General features: G+C 68.9%; 14 protein-coding genes and 1 tRNA gene. 6 read left to right on the forward strand and 9 right to left on the reverse strand.

What is annotated here, in order from left to right:
- Positions 1-95: 95 nt before the first annotated feature.
- On the reverse strand, positions 96-3,485 hold the full coding sequence (locus tag AAHG09_RS01130; protein ID WP_342104706.1) for a hypothetical protein: 3,390 nt from the start codon (positions 3,483-3,485) through the stop codon (positions 96-98).
- Between the two features lie 294 nt (positions 3,486-3,779).
- On the opposite strand from AAHG09_RS01130, the gene AAHG09_RS01135 reads away from it, so the two are divergent.
- A complete protein-coding gene (locus AAHG09_RS01135) occupies positions 3,780-5,567 on the forward strand; it encodes an acyl-CoA dehydrogenase C-terminal domain-containing protein (protein WP_342104708.1) in 1,788 nt (595 codons plus the stop codon).
- Positions 5,568-5,696: 129 nt separating this feature from the next.
- Here the strand turns inward: AAHG09_RS01135 and AAHG09_RS01140 are convergent, their stop codons facing one another.
- The 5 genes from AAHG09_RS01140 to AAHG09_RS01160 form a co-directional block, all read right to left on the reverse strand.
- Positions 5,697-5,978, reverse strand: a complete 282-nt coding sequence (locus tag AAHG09_RS01140; protein ID WP_342104709.1) for a type II toxin-antitoxin system YafQ family toxin — start codon at positions 5,976-5,978, stop codon at positions 5,697-5,699.
- A complete protein-coding gene (locus AAHG09_RS01145; RefSeq protein WP_342104711.1) occupies positions 5,965-6,225 on the reverse strand; it encodes a type II toxin-antitoxin system RelB/DinJ family antitoxin in 261 nt (86 codons plus the stop codon). Before AAHG09_RS01145 ends, AAHG09_RS01140 begins: the two co-directional genes overlap by 14 nt.
- An 82-nt stretch (positions 6,226-6,307) precedes the next feature.
- Positions 6,308-7,588 carry an O-acetylhomoserine aminocarboxypropyltransferase gene (locus AAHG09_RS01150; protein WP_342104713.1) on the reverse strand — a complete coding sequence of 427 codons (1,281 nt, stop codon included), beginning with the start codon at positions 7,586-7,588 and terminating at the stop codon, positions 6,308-6,310.
- Positions 7,589-7,695: 107 nt separating this feature from the next.
- The gene (locus AAHG09_RS01155) at positions 7,696-7,911 is read right to left on the reverse strand and encodes a hypothetical protein (protein ID WP_342104716.1); all 216 of its coding nucleotides are present in this window, start codon (positions 7,909-7,911) and stop codon (positions 7,696-7,698) included.
- A gap of 28 nt (positions 7,912-7,939) precedes the next feature.
- Positions 7,940-8,182 (reverse strand): hypothetical protein, encoded by a 243-nt coding sequence (locus AAHG09_RS01160; RefSeq protein ID WP_342104719.1) that lies wholly within the window; start codon positions 8,180-8,182, stop codon positions 7,940-7,942.
- Between the two features lie 194 nt (positions 8,183-8,376).
- On the opposite strand from AAHG09_RS01160, the gene AAHG09_RS01165 reads away from it, so the two are divergent.
- The 3 genes from AAHG09_RS01165 to AAHG09_RS01175 all read left to right on the forward strand — a co-directional run bounded on the left by AAHG09_RS01165 (position 8,377) and on the right by AAHG09_RS01175 (position 12,407).
- Positions 8,377-8,562, forward strand: a complete 186-nt coding sequence (locus AAHG09_RS01165; protein WP_342104723.1) for a hypothetical protein — start codon at positions 8,377-8,379, stop codon at positions 8,560-8,562.
- Positions 8,563-8,908: 346 nt separating this feature from the next.
- Complete coding sequence (locus AAHG09_RS01170) at positions 8,909-10,732, forward strand: ATP-binding protein (RefSeq protein WP_342104726.1); 1,824 nt, start codon at positions 8,909-8,911, stop codon at positions 10,730-10,732.
- A gap of 1 nt (position 10,733) precedes the next feature.
- Complete coding sequence (locus AAHG09_RS01175) at positions 10,734-12,407, forward strand: putative bifunctional diguanylate cyclase/phosphodiesterase (protein ID WP_342104729.1); 1,674 nt, start codon at positions 10,734-10,736, stop codon at positions 12,405-12,407.
- Between the two features lie 214 nt (positions 12,408-12,621).
- Here the strand turns inward: AAHG09_RS01175 and AAHG09_RS01180 are convergent.
- The 3 genes from AAHG09_RS01180 to AAHG09_RS01190 all read right to left on the reverse strand — a co-directional run bounded on the left by AAHG09_RS01180 (position 12,622) and on the right by AAHG09_RS01190 (position 13,985).
- A tRNA-Gly gene (locus tag AAHG09_RS01180) sits at positions 12,622-12,696 on the reverse strand.
- A gap of 108 nt (positions 12,697-12,804) precedes the next feature.
- Positions 12,805-13,269: an NUDIX domain-containing protein gene (locus tag AAHG09_RS01185; protein WP_342104731.1), complete on the reverse strand. Its 465-nt coding sequence runs from the start codon at positions 13,267-13,269 to the stop codon at positions 12,805-12,807.
- A 20-nt stretch (positions 13,270-13,289) separates the two neighbouring features.
- On the reverse strand, positions 13,290-13,985 hold the full coding sequence (locus AAHG09_RS01190) for a fumarylacetoacetate hydrolase family protein (protein ID WP_342104734.1): 696 nt from the start codon (positions 13,983-13,985) through the stop codon (positions 13,290-13,292).
- Between the two features lie 134 nt (positions 13,986-14,119).
- Between AAHG09_RS01190 and AAHG09_RS01195 the strand changes: the two genes are divergently transcribed.
- Positions 14,120-15,583: an FAD-binding oxidoreductase gene (locus AAHG09_RS01195; protein ID WP_342105448.1), complete on the forward strand. Its 1,464-nt coding sequence runs from the start codon at positions 14,120-14,122 to the stop codon at positions 15,581-15,583.
- A gap of 254 nt (positions 15,584-15,837) precedes the next feature.
- A complete protein-coding gene (locus tag AAHG09_RS01200; protein ID WP_342104736.1) occupies positions 15,838-16,131 on the forward strand; it encodes a DUF2218 domain-containing protein in 294 nt (97 codons plus the stop codon).
- Positions 16,132-16,179 lie beyond the last annotated feature (48 nt).

Genomic DNA, 16,179 nt, shown 5'->3' on the forward strand with positions numbered 1-16,179 from the left:
GACCTCGGTGCAACACCGCCCGGCCGGAGCGTTCCCGCATCGCGGGAGCGCGGTCAAGCTCGGATTGTCCGAGCCCGCGCTCCGGCCCATCGCCGTCAGGAGCGCTTCGGGGCGCCCGTGAAGGCCACGGGGCTGGGCGCAGGAGCGCCGAGCAGCGACATCGGGGCCGTCGCACCGGCCTTGATGCTGGGCTGCTCGTTCACCGCCGCGTCAATCTTTCGCGGCTTGAAGGCGGCCGCGAGGGACTTCGCGCTAGCGAGTTCGGCGGTGCTGAGTTTGTTGGCCACATCGTCCCGCTTCTTGGCCGCGTCCTCGTCGCCCTGGGCGGCGGCGGCGGCGAACCACGCGTAGGACTGCACCAGATCCTGCGTCAGCCCCATGCCGCGGGCGTACAGCACGCCGAGGTTGTACTGGCTGTCACGGACCCCGTACTCCGCACCCTGCCGGAACCACGAGGCCGCGGAGGCGAAGTCCGGCTTGCCGTTGGCGGCCGGGTTCTCGGCGAAGATCACCGCGAGATTGTGCATCGAGCGGGCATGGCCCTGCTCGGCGGCACGGCCGTACCAGAGCTTCGCCTTGTCGAGATCGCGGACCACGCCGGCCCCCTTCTCGTACTGGCCGGCGATCTTGTACTGCGCCGGGGCGTAGCCCGCCGCGGCCAGCTTCTCGAAGAGCTTGGCGGCCACCGCGAGGTCGCGGGGCATGCCGCGGCCTTCGGCCTCCCGGCTGGCGAGATCCCACACCGCCGTTCCGTCGCCTTCGAGGGCGGCCGCCTTCACCTTGGCGAGTCCGGCCGGCACGCCGCCGAGATCGGCCTGCAGGGTGTTCATCCCCGCAACCTGCGGCAGGACGGCTTTCGCGGCGGTCGCACGGGCCTCGGCGGGAACCGGGTTCGGCAGGGCCTGGGTGGTGGTCGGATCGGCGACGGGCGGCTTGGCACCCGAGGCGTCCTTCCAGCCATCGGCCCCGGCGACCTTGGCGGTTTCCTTCGCAGCCTCCTTCGGAGCCTCTTTCGACGCCTCCTTCGACGCGTCCTTGCCGGCGTCCCCGGTCTCGGTCTTCGCCGCGACCTTCGCGGGTTCGCCAGCAGCCTCGCCGCCGACCGGTGCGGCCTGGCTCGCGGCCACGACCGGGCGGGGCTCCTCGGGCGTGCGCAGTTTCACCGCCTGCAATGCGCCGAGCGCCAGGACGATGGCGGCGAGCCCGAGCAGCAGCGGCCGGCGCCGGCGGTCGAGCTCGCTCCGCAGCCGGCCCACGCGGCCCGGCTCCCCGGATGCCGACGGGGTCGTCGGCTTCGCGGGCCGGATGTCGCGGCGCTCGGTCGGCTCTTCGGCAGCCAGTTCCGCCTGGGCTGCCTGCGCCGCCCGGCGTGCCGCCGCGATGAAGCTCGTCTTGATGTCGCTCTCGGCCCCGGGATCGGCGGACAGCCGGACGCGGACCGATTCGGTCTGCGCCTCCTTGGCGGACCGGCGGCTCGCCGCATCGCGGCCCCCGCGCGGCGCGCGGACCGGACGGCCGCTTCCGGGTTCGAGGAGGTCGTCGGCGACGAGCGGGGTCTCGGCCCCTGCCGCCGGCTTCATATCGGTGGCGGCGAGCGTCACCTCGGGGCTCGCCGAGGACATCAGGCGCTCGCCGAGGGACGGGCCCCGCGGCTCGACCGCGTCAGAGGGACCCAGCCGGACGAGAAGGCGCTCGAGGGCGGTCTGGACACCCTCCAGCGTGGCGCCCAGGCGCTGGTCCGAGGCGGCCTGACGGGCCTGCATGTCGGCGAGGCTCGCGCGCAGGAGGCCGATCTCGCCTGAATCCGCGGTGATCCCGGTTCCGCTCAGGGTCTGGGCGACCGCGTTGCGGGCGGCGCGCTCCACCACGGCCTCGCTCGGCGCGGCTTCCCGGAGGGCGGCCACCTGCGCCAGCAGATCGCCCATGGTCCGCTCGAGCCCGGCCAGCGCCGGATCGCCGCCCTGGGGCGTGTCCAGCCGGTCGGCCAGGCTCATCACCTGCTTCTCGAGGGCGTCGAGGCCCTCGTGCTCGCCGGCTTCGTCCACCTTCTCGGCGAGGGTGTGCAGCATGGCGTGGATGGAGGCCATCTCGCCGGACTGGACCGGGGTCGACTGGGCCGCGTCACCGCCCGGCTCGGATCGGTCCTGCAGCGCGCAGAGGTGATCGACCTTCTCGGCCAGTACCTGGACCTGCTCGGCGAGCGCCGCGGGCGCCGCACTCTTCACCTCGCCGCGAATCTCTTCCAGAAGCGGGCGCAGATCCGGCCCGGCGCCGACGTGCTGCAGCTGCACCACCTGGGCGCTGACGACCTGCAGGCTGTTGGCGAGGCTCTGGATCCGCTCCGGATCGGCCAGCGCGGTGATCAGCTGCCGGATCTCGTCCAGTTCCGTGAACAAGGCCGCCAGCGTCTGCCCGTCCGGATCCGTTGGCCCGGTGGCCGCGACATCGTCGAGGCGCTCGGCCAAGCGGCGGACATCCTCGGCGACGCGGGCATGGACGTGCTCGGCGACCTCCTCGGCGAGCAACTCGACCTGAAGTCGGATCTGCTCGATCGGCGCCGCGATCGTGGCGAGATCCGTGCCGGCCTGGGCACGATCGAGGCCGCTGGCGAGCGCGGTGACGGCATCCTCCAGGGCGCCGACGTCGCGATTCGTGGCCAGTTGATCGATGGACTGGCGCAGGCGGACGGTCTCTGCCTGGAGCTCGGACAGGGCGGCCGTCGTCGCGGCATCCCCGGTGCGCGCCTCCAGGCGGCGGGCGAGGTCCTGCCGCATGCTGGCGACCACGCCGCCATCGGCCGGCTGGGCCGCGACATCGCCGCCCCCTCCCTGCGACAGCTCCCGCTGCCGCTGGCGGATGTCCAGCACCGCGCTGCGGATATCGGCGGCCGCCGGGCGGGTGCGCCGGCCGGGCTGACGCCCGGCGGCGACCTGATCGCCGAGCTGCGACATGCGGCGCTCGATATCCCCGAGGCGCTCGGTAACCTGCTGGACCGGGGCGGCGTTGAGGGCGCGCTCGATGCGCGCTTCGATCTCGGCCAGACGCTGCTGCTCGGCGATCTGCGCCTCGCGACGATCCGCGTCCAGGGTCCGGTCGAGGCCGTCGAGCCGGCTCATCAGCGCGGCGATGCCCTCGCCGTAGGTTTCGGCGATCGGCGCCGGGCGCTCGGCCGGGATTTCGCGCGGGCGGGCGCCGATCGGGTCGACGCGCGCTTCGCTGCGCAGATCAGGACGGGCCTCGGCGCGGGTATCGGCGCGGGCATCGGCTCGGATTGCGGTCTCCGGCCGGCCGGCGGGACGGTCGAGCTGCTCGGCCCGCAGACGGCGACGTTCCCGGCGGTTGCCGGAAAGACCCGACTGTTGCTGCGGCACGACCGAGGCGATCCACGTCTCGAGCGGAACGCCTGCTCGGGCGGCGACGTCGCGAGCGGCGTCGAGCACCTCAGGATCGAAACTGTCGAGCTGCGGCATCGCGGTGCGGGTCATCGTGGGCCTGTGGTCGGCAGCGTCCGTGGTCCGAACCGAGGCGCTGTGGCTCCCCGAATGGGTATCCACGACAGACGCTTCGGGTCGTTCGAGTGTGATCATTAACTTTCTTGGTAAACACGAGGTTAAGGGTGTCCTCACCCTGTAATCGTCTTGCGCATACAGACGCCGCAGGCCTTGTGACGTGTCACCGCGCGGCGGGACTGGCCGTTGCCCCGACGGTGGACGGGCGTTTACATGCATTGCTGGACAGCGGATGACCCCGAGGGATCCGCGCAGACGGGGACGCCTCAGATGCCGCAGTACCGCGCACCGGTCGACGACACGCTGTTTCTGCTCTCCGACGTCCTGGGCTTCCACGCACGCGACAACCTCTCGGGTTTCGCCGACGCCTCCCCCGATGTCGTGGAGGCGGTTCTGCGCGAGGGCGGCAAGCTCGCCGAGGAGGTGCTGGCGCCGCTCAACCGCGCGGGCGATCTGGAAGGCTGCCGCCGGGAGGCCGACGGCACCGTCCGCACGCCGACCGGCTTTAAGGCCGCCTACGACACCTACGCGCGCGGCGGCTGGATGGGGCTGTCCGTGCCGGAGGCGTATGGCGGGCAGGGCCTGCCGCACACGCTCAACACGGCGATGCAGGAATTCGCCTCGGGCGCGAATCTGGCTTTCGGCATGTATCCGGGCCTGACCCAGGGCGCGATGGCCGCCCTGCTGGTCCACGGCACCGAGGACCAGAAGGCGCTCTACCTGCCCCGTATGGTCGAAGGCGCCTGGACTGGCACCATGAACCTGACCGAGCCGCATTGCGGCACGGATCTCGGCCTGCTCAAGACCAAGGCGGTGCCGAACGGCGACGGCTCCTACAGCCTCACCGGCACCAAGATCTTCATCTCGGCTGGCGAGCACGACCTAGCCGAGAACATCGTCCACCTCGTTATCGCGCGGATCGAGGGGGCGCCCGCGGGCACGAAGGGCATCTCGCTGTTCGTGGTGCCGAAGTTTCTGGTGAACCCGGACGGGTCGCTCGGCGCCCGCAACGGCGTGTCCTGCGGCTCGCTGGAGCACAAGATGGGCATCCACGGGAACGCCACCTGCGTCATGAACTACGACGGGGCGACCGGCTGGCTGGTCGGCCAGGAGAATCGCGGCCTCAACGCCATGTTCGTGATGATGAACGAGGCGCGGCTCGCGGTCGGCGTGCAGGGGCTGGGGCAATCCGAGGTCGCCTACCAGAACGCCGCCGCCTACGCCCGGGACCGGCTCCAGGGCCGGGCGCTGACCGGCGCCAAGGCACCCGAGAAGGCCGCCGATCCGATCATCGTGCATCCGGACGTGCGCCGGACCCTGCTGCAGATCCGCGCCTTCAACGAGGCGGCCCGCGCGCTGATGCTCTGGACCGCCCTGCAGGCCGACATCCTGCACCGCTCCGAGGACGCCAAGGAGCGGCAGGCGGCGGACGATTACCTCGGCCTCATGACCCCGGTGGTGAAGGGCGTCTTCACCGACCGCGGCTTCGCCAACGCCGTCGAGGCGCAGCAGCTGCTCGGCGGCCACGGCTACATCGAGGAATGGGGCATGTCGCAGTTCGTGCGCGATGCCCGCATCGCCATGATCTACGAGGGCGCCAACGGCATCCAGGCGATGGACCTGATCGGCCGCAAGCTGCCCAAGGATGGCGGCCGGGCGATGATGGCGTTCCTCGGCGAGGTCCAGACCTTTGTGAAGGACCACGGCGAGGATCCCGCCATGGCGCCGTTCGTCAAGCCGCTCCAGGCCGGGCTGAACGACCTTCAGGGCGCCGTGATGTGGCTGATGCAGAACGCCTTCGCAAAGCCCGACAATGCCGGCGCCGGGGCGACCGATTTCATGCACCTCTTCGGGCTGGTCGCGCTGGGCTACATGTGGGGCCGGATCGCCAAGGCCGCGCTGATCAAGCAGGCCGAGGCGCCCTCCCCCCGCTGGGACTCGAAGCTCACGGGCGGCCGGTTCTTCATGGAGCGGATGCTGCCCGAGACGGGCCTGCGGCTGGCGCGAATCAAGGCCGGAGCGGAGAGCACCATGGCGCTGGAGGCGGAGGCGTTCTGAAGGCACCGTCAGTCGAACGCCGGCAGCCTCGTTCCGGTTTCAGGGACGGGGACAATGCACGCAATGCTCGCAGGCGCATGAACCTGCCACGCTCGGCTTCATTTTCGTCGTCGATCGGCCGAATGCGATTCAGAGGTCAAGCTCGGCGTGAGATCCAAGACGCACCAGCTGGATCGTCTCGGCGTCGGGCAGACGATAGATCAGCACGAGATCCGGCTTGATATGACAGTCCCGGTGGTCGTGCCAATTGCCGACCAGGGCATGGTCCCGATGTCGCGCCTCAAGCAGCAGATCGGATGCCAAGCATTCCACGACTGCCGCGAGATCGGCCGCAAGCGTGGCGCGGTGGCGCCCCTTCATCTCTCGTTTATAGTCGCGCTTGAATTGGCCGGTGTGCTCAATCGTCCGCATTCAGGGCGGCCATCAGCGAGGCCACGTCGTCAAAACGCGGCAGGCCTCCCTGGCGCGCTTCACGCATTGCGGCAATCGTTGTCTCGTTCGGCGCGAGAAGCTCGAATGGCAGCGCCTTCTCACGGGCAACACGCATCAGCAGCAGCCTGACGGCGTCGGACACCGTGAGCCCCAGGCCAGCCAGAACAGCGGCAGCTTCTTCCTGCGTGACGAGATCGACGTCGGTTTCGATCACGGCATTCGGCATCGTGACACCTTCCGGGAGGACGGCCTGCTATAACGCAGCAGTCGTCCGGAAACCAGAAGGCCGGGGCAGCCTGCTCACACGTTCAGGCGCCGAGCGCCCCATCCAGATCCTCGATCAGATCCGCCGGATCCTCCAGCCCGATCGACAGCCGCACCACGTCGGGCCCCGCCCCGGCGGCGGTCTTCTGCGCGTCGGTGAGCTGGCGGTGGGTGGTCGAGGCCGGGTGGATGATGAGCGAGCGCGTGTCGCCGATATTGGCCAGGTGCGAGAACAGCTGGAGATTAGAGACCAGCTTCACGCCCGCCTCGTAGCCGCCCTTCAACCCAAAGGTGAAGACTGCGCCGGCGCCGTTCGGCGTGTAGCGCTTCGCCAGCTGGTGATAGCGGTCCGTCTCCAGGCCCGGGTAGCTCACCCACGACACCGCCGGATGCTGGGCCAAGTGCTTGGCGACGGTCAGGGCGTTGTCGGAATGGCGCTGCATCCGCAGCGGCAGGGTCTCGATGCCGTTGAGGATCAGGAAAGCGTTGAAGGGCGACAGCGCCGGACCGAGGTCGCGCAGGCCCAGCACCCGGCAGGCGATCGCGAAGCCGAAATTCCCGAAGGTCTCGGCCAGCACCATGCCGGAGTATTCCGGCCGCGGCTCGCTCATCATCGGGTAGCGGGCATCGCCGGCCCACTGGAACGTGCCGCCGTCGACGATCAGGCCGCCGATCGAATTGCCGTGGCCGCCGAGGAATTTGGTCGCCGAATGCACCACGATGTCGGCGCCGTACTCGAAGGGCCGGATCAGGTACGGCGTCGCCATGGTGTTGTCGACCACGAGCGGGATGTTGTGCTTTTTGGCGATCTGCGAGAGCGCCGCGAGGTCGGTGATGACCCCGCCGGGATTGGCGATCGACTCGCAGAAGATGGCCTTGGTGCGCGGGGTGATGGCCGCCTCGAACGAGGCCGGATCGTCGTTATCGGCCCAGGCCACCGACCAGCCGAAGTTCTTGTAGGAGTGATTGAACTGGTTGATCGAGCCGCCATACAGCTTGTTCGAGGCCACGAACTCGTCGCCCGGCTGCATCAGGGCGTGCATGGTCAGGAACTCGGCCGCGTGGCCGGAGGCGACCGCAAGGGCTGCCGTGCCGCCTTCGAGGGCGGCGATGCGCTCTTCCAGCACCGCGTTCGTCGGGTTGGTGATCCGCGTGTAGATGTTGCCGAAGGCCTGCAGCCCGAACAGCGAGGCGGCGTGGTCGACATCGTCGAACACGAAGCTCGTGGTCTGGTAGATCGGCGTCGCCCGCGCGCCCGTGGCGGCGTCGGGTGCGGCGCCCGCGTGAATGGCCAGCGTGTTGAAGCCGGGCAGGCGGTCGGTCATCGTCGTGTCTCCTCCGGTCGGACGAGGCTCTACGCCCGTGCGCGCGCGGGGCGCAAGGGATCGTGCAGCCCGATCGCGCACAGGGTGTTAGACCGGACTCCCAACGGCTACGCGTCTGGCAGCGGGCCGATATCGACATGCGGCTGGCCGGCCTCGACCAGGGCGCGATCCACCGCCTCGATCGCCAGGAGGGTCCGGGTCAGATCCTCCGACATCGAGATCGGGGCCACCTCCAGGCCGCCGATCCTGCGGGCGATGGCGTTCCGCTGCCGTGCCAGCGCGGCGCGCGCGCGGTTCAGATCCTGGATTTCTTCGGTGGTCATGCGCGCATCCTTTCCGGGACTGGACCGGTCAATTGCCCGGCATCCAGTCGATGTTCGGCCTCTGTGCCAGCATGCGCTCGAAATAATCGGCCACCGCCTGGGCTCCGTCGGTGTGCATCATCGCGACCGGATGCGCGAGGTAGGCGCGGGCCAGATCCAGGGGGATTTTCTCCGACCGGAGGGCGTTCAGAACCTCGTCGATGAAGGCGTCGTTGGCCTCGTTGAAGTCGTTCGACAGCTTCTTCCGGTCATTCAAGGCCCTGATTGCCATGCCGAGTCCTCGCTTTCTTGCGCGCGCCGTAGGTCGGCCCGGGCGGCTCTTCGACGGATCGAACGGGATAGGGCGTCGTGCGTTCCCGCGACAGGACGCGACCGGCCGCAGACCCACCGCGGCGGATCTCGATAACCTTACGGGTCGAGGCCCCGGAGCGGAAGCGTCGCCTCAAACGTTAAGGGGGTATGTCGATGCCATCTTTCCGGACCCACTCGGTCGAAATCATTCCCTGCACGGACGGCTTCCGGTGGATCATCCGGACCCGCAACGGCGACGTCGTGGAAGCCTCGCCCTACGCCTTCGTGACCTCGAACGGAGCGCGCATCTCGGGTGAGTGCTGGAAGCGCGAGCATTTCAACGGGCCGCAGGGCGACTGAGGCGCATCGCGCCCAGGACGGGTGTCGATCCGGCGCGCTCAGAATCATGCGCGCCGAAAGCGGTTTCTGACCGCGTCCGACCTGGGGCCGGTGAGCCCGCGACACCTTCGTGCCGCGCACACAATTTCTGCGTGCAAACTGCCGCCTTCAATACACCCGCTGTATGTATTGTCGTGCATCGCTGTCGACCATTTTGGCGCGGACTGTTGTTCTATCGGGCGATCGATAATCTACTTGTAGAAGGATTGATTAATCATCGCAGAGTCCTGGGCCGATCTTTGTTGGATTTTTAATCGGCGCCCCTCACCATGGCGACACGTTTGGTTGGCGGACTCGGACACACGTAATGTTGAACGGTGACGGATTCGGCCGGGACGAGGTTCCGGCGGCGCGCATGGGTTCGGTGACGTCGGTCGAAGGCTCGAAGGTTCATCTCGAACTCGCCGGACAGAACGGCCGGCCGAATGTGCGGGCCACGGTGGGCAATTTCGTCCGAATCGAAGCCGGCAGTGCGGTCCTGATCGGCATCATCACGACGCTGTCGTCGGGCGGCGACCGGTCGCGGCAGCCGGGGGCCTACGCCAGCATCGATCTCCTCGGCGAGATCCTGTCGGATGACGGGACCAAGCGGTTCCGCCGGGGCGTGACCTGCTACCCCGCCATCGGCGACGCGGTCGATCTGCTGCCCGCGGGCGATCTGCGGATCCTCTATCAGGTGTCCACGGCGCACATGGCGACCGTGGGGGCGCTGTATCAGGACCCGGAGACCCCGGCCTGCATCAAGGTCGAGGATCTCCTCACGAAGCACTTCGCGGTGCTAGGCACGACCGGCGTCGGCAAATCCAGCGGCGTGGCCGTGATCCTCGACCAGGTGATGCAGGCCCAGCAATCGGTGCGCATCTTCCTCCTGGACGTCCACAACGAGTACGCGGCCTGTTTCGGCGATCAGGCGAGCGTCATCAGCCCGCGCAATCTGAAGCTGCCGTTCTGGCTGTTCAACCTGGAGGAGATCGCGGACGTCATCTACGGCGGCCGCTCGCCGATCGACGAGGAGATCGAGATCCTCGCGGAGGTCATTCCCCTCGCGAAGAGCAAGTACGCGCAGTACAAGGAGGCCAGCGACCGGCAGATCGTCAAGCGCACGATCGGCAAGAGCTCCGGCTACACGGTCGATACACCCGTCCCCTACATGCTGCAGGACCTGATCGCGCTGATCGACGAGCGGATGGGCCGCCTGGAGAACCGCGTCGGGCGGATGCACTATCATCGCCTGATCACGCGCATCGAGGCGATCCGCAACGATCCGCGCTACGGCTTCATGTTCGAGAACGCCAATGTCGGCGGCGACATGATGGGCGAAATCCTCGGGCACCTGTTCCGGCTCGATCCGGACGGACGCCCGATGACGATCATGCAGCTCGCCGGGCTTCCCATAGAAGTCGTCGATGCCGTGGTGTGCGTCCTGTGCCGCCTCGCCTTCGAGTTCGGCATCTGGAGCGAGGGCGCGATCCCGCTGCTGTTCGTGTGCGAGGAGGCCCACCGCTACGCCTCCGCCGACCGCTCCGTGGGCTTCACCCCGACCCGCCGGGCCCTGTCGCGGATCGCCCGCGAGGGCCGCAAGCACGGCGTCTATCTCGGCCTCGTCACGCAGCGGCCGGCGGAACTCGATCCGACGATCATGTCGCAGTGCAGCACCCTGTTCGCCATGCGCATGACCAATGATCGCGATCAGGCCTTCCTGGCCGCGGCGGTTTCCGACGCAGTGAACCTGCTCACCTTCGTGCCGTCGCTGGGCACCGGCGAGGTCATCGCCTTCGGCGAAGGCGTGCCGATGCCGGTGCGGATGAAGTTCGCCGCCCTGCCCCCGGAGCGGCAACCCCGCAACGACATGAGCGGGCGGGCCTCCGATCACGGCGATGCGATCCCCGGCGCGGCCTTCGTGGGCGCCGTCGTGGAGCGCTGGCGCGGGGCGACCATGAGCAAGGCGGGCGGGCTGGATGCGGACGCCTCGGTGAGCGCCCGTCTCCCCCGTGACCCGGGCGCCGAAGGTGGCAACGGCGCCGCACTGGACCAAGTGCATCGTCGCCTGCTCCGGCGCCCCCTGGAGAGCGGCGACGCCTCCGCCGAGTCGGGCCTGCGCGCGCCCAAGACGCTCTGGCAGCAGGGCTGACGTGAGCACGTCCCCGCCAAGAGATCGAAGAAGCGATCGGCAGAGCCTCCTCGAAGCCGCCATCCAGGCGCTTCCGGTCGGTGTCGTCGTTCATGACGAGCGGGGGCTCTGCATCCTGGCCAACGACGCGGCCCGCACGCTCGGGTCGCGGGCGGTCGATGATCTCTCCGCGAGCGCGTTCGACAGCCCTGATGCTGCGATCATCGGTCAGGTCGGCGATCGCGTCGTCGAGGCGCAGGCGCAGCCCGTCGGCACCGACACGGATACCTTCACGCTCACCACGCTCACGGATGTCACGCATCATCACGCGATCCAGCGCGACCTGATCGCGCGCGCCTATATCGACGCGCTGACGGGACTGCCCAACCGGACGATGTTCGAGCAGAGCATTGAGGAACTCATCGTCGAAGCCGGCCCGGATGACCGGTTCGCCCTGGCCTTCATCGACCTCGACAACTTCAAGCACATCAACGACTACTACAGCCACGCCGCTGGCGACGCCCTGCTGCGCAAGGTCTCCGACCGCATCCGCGGCGCCCTGCGCCCGAGCGACATGCTCGCGCGGATCGGCGGCGACGAGTTCGTACTGCTCCTGAGCCCCGTAGCCGACCGGGACGCCACCCTGGCGGAGGTGCTCGATATATCGGACCGGCTGAAGCAGCCGTTCTTCATCGACGATCACGAGATCTTCGCCTCGGCCTCGATCGGGCTGAGCCTCTTCCCGGAGCATGGGACGACCTACGAGATCCTGCGCCGGCAGGCCGACAACGCCATGTATCGCGTGAAGGGCGACGTGAAGGGCGGCGTCAGCGTCTTCGAGGAGACGATGAGCCACGCCGCCACCGCCCGCATGGCCGTGGAGCAGCGCCTGCGGCTGGCGATCCGTGACCGGTGTTTCTGCTGCGCCTTTCAGCCGAAGGTCGACATGCGGACCCACGCCGTGACGGGCGTCGAGGTGTTGCTGCGCTGGCGGGACGAGCTGGGGGTGATCCAGGCGCCGGGCGACTTCATCGGGCTGGCGATCGAACTCGGCCTCATCAACGAGATCACCCTGCAGGTGTTGAACGAGACCGTTCAGACCATGCCGGACATCGACGAGGTGTTCGGGCCGGACGTCACGGTGAGCCTCAACATCGCCGCCAAGCAGGCCTGCGACGTGCCGTTCATGTCGGCCTTCTGCGACGCCCTCGGGGCGACGGGCCTGGCCCGGCGCTTCGTGCTGGAATTGACCGAGGAGGCGTTCTTCACCAAGGGCCGCTTCCAGCGCGAGGTGCTGCCGCGCATCCGGGCGATCGGCGCCCGGGTCTCGATCGACGATTTCGGCGTGGGCTACTCGTCGCTCGCGGCGCTGGCCGAGATCACCGCGGACGAATTGAAGATCGACCGGTCCTTCATCACCGACATCGACAAGCGCCCGCGCAGCCAGATCGTCCTCAAGGCGATCGAATCGCTCGGGATGGCGCTCGGCATGTCGGTGGTCGCCGAGGGCGTCGAGACCTTCGAAGAGGTCGCCTACCTGCTGGGTGCCACGCAGATTCGCTGCGCACAGGGCTACTACTACGCCAAGCCTCAGCTGATCGAGCAGATCCGGCAGGAGGAGCGGGTGTCGGCGCCACGCGCCGCTCAGAGCCGCAGCTCGGATTTCCGCTTGCCGAATCTGTTGCGGCGAGCCTGACGGGTCGCGCGCGACGCGTTGTCCCGGCACACGCCGGACCGATCCGCGCAGCGGCCGATGGCATGTCGGTCCCGTCCCACACGAAGGCCGGTCCTGGCCAGACGGCCCTTCGACGCTTTTTGAGACGCCTCGTCGATCGCGGCTGATCGCGATCTCAGAACGACAAAGGCCGCAGATCTGCGGCCTTGTACGTCGTTCGTATGGTTGGGAAAACTGGAGCGGGCGAAGGGATTCGAACCCTCGACCCCAACCTTGGCAAGGTTGTGCTCTACCCCTGAGCTACACCCGCTCACTAGTGCCGCGCCGCCCGTACTTTCGTGCCGGCGGCCCCCGGCGGCGCTCTCTAAACACCATTCCGCCGGGCGACGCAAGCGTCTCTTTGCCCACTCATGACGATTCACCAATGCGGGTCCGGCGGGAGGCCCTTTTGCATCTCCTCCAGGCGGGCGCGGGTGCCGCGGGTCGTGCCCTCGGGGAGCGCGTCGATCGGGAAGAACGCGCAGGCGGCGATCTCCCGGTCCGGCGCCTTCGGCCGCAGCACCGTGAAGGCTGGCAGGGCGAACAACGCGACGTGATCGCGGGGCGCGGCAACGACGTTCCGGTAAAGGCCCAGGAGGCGCAGGGGCGCCTCCGGGACGATCTCCGCCTCCTCGCGGAACTCGCGGATCATCGCCTCCGCCGCGCTCTCCCCAAGCTCGACGCCGCCGCCGGGCAGATGCCATCCGCTGATATAGGTGTGGCGCACCAGCGCCACACGGCCCTGCGAATCCATGGCGATCCCGCGGACGCCGAGCGTCAGGCCCCGCGTGGCGAGCGCGCCGAGGTGGAACAGGCGCCGCAGCAGCTGCCGGTCGAGGAGCATGTCGGTCCGCGGGTGCCCGATCAGCCGACGTCGAGGGTGATCGCGCCGAGGCCGGCGATCGACGCCACCATGCGCTGGCCACGCTCGACCGGCCCGACGCCCGACGGCGTGCCGGTGAAGATCAGATCGCCGGGCTGCAGCGCGAAATAACCAGACAGGTAGGCGATCTGCTCGGCCACCGACCAGATCATGTCGCCGAGGTCGCCCTTCTGGCGCGTCTGCCCATCCACCGCGAGTGTGATCTCGCCCCGCGCCGGGTGGCCCACCAGCGAGACGGGATGCAGGGCGCCGATCGGACCCGAGCCGTCGGCCGCCTTGGCGGTGTCCCAGGGCCGCGACAGCTTCTTGGCCTCGTCCTGGACGTCGCGCCGGGTCATGTCGAGGCCGATCGCGTAGCCGTAGACATGATCCAGGGCATCGGCGACCGGGATGTCGGTGCCGCCGCCGGCCAGCGCGGCCACCATCTCGACCTCGAAGTGGTAGTTCTTGGTCTTGGACGGATAGGGATGGGGTGTCGGCTCTGAGCCCACGATCTGCAGGGCGTCGGCGGGCTTCATGAAGAAGAACGGCGGCTCGCGATCCGGATCGGCGCCCATTTCCCGGGCATGGGCGGCGTAGTTGCGGCCGACGCAGTAGACGCGGCGGACCGGAAAGAAATCGATGCTGCCCACGATCGGGAGCGCGACTCGGGGCGGGTTCTGGATGACGGACAGCATCTCGGCCTCTGCGGTGGAATGTCCGGGTTCGGGCGGGCGTTGCCCGCGGGCGATGCGACCGTTGTAAGGTGCCTGTGGCCATGCGCCATACGGCCGGTTGCCGAGCGCGCATCTTGGTCTACAAAATTTTCGCGATGACACCCATGGCGACCACCCCCGACACCCTGCTCGCCGCGCTGCGCGACGGCCTCGGCGCGCGCCACGTGCTGACCGAGGCGGAGGATCTGGCCCCCTACCTGACCGAGACGCGGAAGCTGTTCACGGGGTCGGCGGTGGCGGTGCTGCGGCCGGGTTCGACCGAGGAGGTCGCGTTCGCGGTCCGGGCCTGCACGCAGGCCGGGCTCCCGGTGGTGCCGCTCGGGGGCAATACCGGACTCACCGGGGCCGGCGTCCCGCAGGGCGGCGTGGTGCTGTCCCTGGAGCGGATGACACGCCTGCGCGCCGTCGACCCGGTGGACGCCACCATCACGGTGGAGGCGGGGATGATCCTGCAGGAGGTTCAGGAGGCCGCCGACGCCGCCGGCATGCTGTTCCCGCTCTCCTACGCGTCGCGCGGCTCGGCCCGGATCGGCGGCGGGATCAGCACCAATGCGGGCGGGATCGCCGTGCTGGCCTACGGCAACGCCCGCGATCTCGTCCTCGGTCTTGAGGTGGTTCTGGCCGACGGGCGGGTCTGGAACGGGCTCCGGGCGCTGCGCAAGGACAATGCCGGCTACGATCTCAAGCAGCTCTTCATCGGCTCCGAGGGCACGCTCGGCATCGTCACCGCGGCGGTGCTGAAGCTGTTCCCAAAGCCGCGCAGCACCAGCGTCGCCTTCGTGGGCCTGGATTCGGCGCAGCCCGCCCTCGCCCTGTTCGTGGATCTGCGCACACGGCTCGACCGGGACCTGACGGCCTTCGAGTACCTGCCGCCCTTCGCGCTGGATCTCGTCCTGCGGCATGTCCCGGGCACGGTCCCGCCGCTCGCCGGCAGGCACGGTGCCTACGCGCTGATCGAGGCCGCCTCGGCCCGGCCCGATGCCGACATGCAGGCCTCCCTCGAAGCCGCGCTCGGCGATGCCCTCGCCGCCGGCACGGTGGAGGACGCGGTGATCGGCGCGAGCGGCGCCCAGAACGACGCCCTCTGGCGGCTGCGCGAGGGCGTGCCTGAGGCGCAGACCCGCGAGGGCGCCTCGATCAAGCACGACGTGTCGGTGCCGCTGTCGCGCCTGCCGGATTTCCTGGAGCGGGCCGGGGCGGCCTGCCGGGCCGAGATGCCGGGCCTGCGCCCCTGCGGCTTCGGCCATTTCGGGGACGGCAACATCCACTTCAACCTGTCGCAACCCGCCGGGATGGCGCCGGCCGAGTTTCTGGCACAATGGGGCCGGTTCAACCGCATCGTCCATGACATCGTCCATGAACTCGGCGGCTCGATCGCGGCCGAGCACGGGGTCGGCCTGATCAAGCGCGAAGAGCTGGCCCGCTACGGCGACCCGGTCGGCCTCGATCTGATGCGCAGGCTCAAGGATGCGCTCGATCCCGGGCATCGGCTCAACCCCGGCAAGGTCATCGCCGAGGCCGGCGCAGAGCATGCGCAACGCCCGGGATCCGCGGCCTAAAAATTTGTGCGCCGCGCCATAATTCGGCGCCGGGCTCGGTGCAGGACAGTCACGGCCGGCTGCCATCGGCGCCGGCCGGCCGCCCCGTTAAGCTTCTGCTAACGCGGTGGTCAGACCCTTCTCGGTGACAGCGGAGACCTGTCCGTCGCGGTCCGGCATGGCAATTGCTCCCATACCTTCCTATCTCGCACATGCGAGATACAGCGACGAACGTTGACCCCAGGCTGAATCACGTCCCTTCGGAGATCGACGGAATGCCTACCTCATTGGCCCGCGTGCAGACCGCGGAAGCGAGCCGCTACCTGCAGCAGCTCTGCCGGCACTGGAGCCATAAGTTCAAGGTCGAGGCCACCCCGCAGCACGGCACCGTCCCGTTCGGCGAGGATCGCGTCTGCACCTTCGACGCCGAGCCCGACGCGCTCGTGATGCGCATCGACAGCGCGGACCCGGTCAACCTGACCCGGCTGGAGAACGTCGTGGCCGATCACTTGGCCCGCTTCGCCTTCCGCGAAAGCCTCGGCGACATTCGCTGGTCGCGCGCTGCCTGACGGCTTAGCGCCCGAATGAATTGCCGCGTGAGGGCGATGACCTCCGCC

Source organism: Methylobacterium guangdongense, from assembly GCF_038442355.1.
Lineage (GTDB): Bacteria > Pseudomonadota > Alphaproteobacteria > Rhizobiales > Beijerinckiaceae > Methylobacterium > Methylobacterium guangdongense.

Bases quoted from the DNA above. Each gene is read 5' to 3' on its own strand.
- AAHG09_RS01140 (WP_342104709.1), bottom strand. From the start codon at position 5,978: ATGCGGACGATTGAGCACACCGGCCAATTCAAGCGCGACTATAAACGA.
- AAHG09_RS01135 (WP_342104708.1), top strand. From the start codon at position 3,780: ATGCCGCAGTACCGCGCACCGGTCGACGACACGCTGTTTCTGCTCTCC.
- AAHG09_RS01155 (WP_342104716.1), bottom strand. From the start codon at position 7,911: ATGACCACCGAAGAAATCCAGGATCTGAACCGCGCGCGCGCCGCGCTG.
- AAHG09_RS01185 (WP_342104731.1), bottom strand. From the start codon at position 13,269: ATGCTCCTCGACCGGCAGCTGCTGCGGCGCCTGTTCCACCTCGGCGCG.
- AAHG09_RS01195 (WP_342105448.1), top strand. From the start codon at position 14,120: ATGACACCCATGGCGACCACCCCCGACACCCTGCTCGCCGCGCTGCGC.
- AAHG09_RS01160 (WP_342104719.1), bottom strand. From the start codon at position 8,182: ATGGCAATCAGGGCCTTGAATGACCGGAAGAAGCTGTCGAACGACTTC.
- AAHG09_RS01190 (WP_342104734.1), bottom strand. From the start codon at position 13,985: ATGCTGTCCGTCATCCAGAACCCGCCCCGAGTCGCGCTCCCGATCGTG.
- AAHG09_RS01150 (WP_342104713.1), bottom strand. From the start codon at position 7,588: ATGACCGACCGCCTGCCCGGCTTCAACACGCTGGCCATTCACGCGGGC.
- AAHG09_RS01145 (WP_342104711.1), bottom strand. From the start codon at position 6,225: ATGCCGAATGCCGTGATCGAAACCGACGTCGATCTCGTCACGCAGGAA.
- AAHG09_RS01200 (WP_342104736.1), top strand. From the start codon at position 15,838: ATGCCTACCTCATTGGCCCGCGTGCAGACCGCGGAAGCGAGCCGCTAC.
- AAHG09_RS01165 (WP_342104723.1), top strand. From the start codon at position 8,377: ATGCCATCTTTCCGGACCCACTCGGTCGAAATCATTCCCTGCACGGAC.
- AAHG09_RS01170 (WP_342104726.1), top strand. From the start codon at position 8,909: ATGTTGAACGGTGACGGATTCGGCCGGGACGAGGTTCCGGCGGCGCGC.
- AAHG09_RS01130 (WP_342104706.1), bottom strand. From the start codon at position 3,485: ATGACCCGCACCGCGATGCCGCAGCTCGACAGTTTCGATCCTGAGGTG.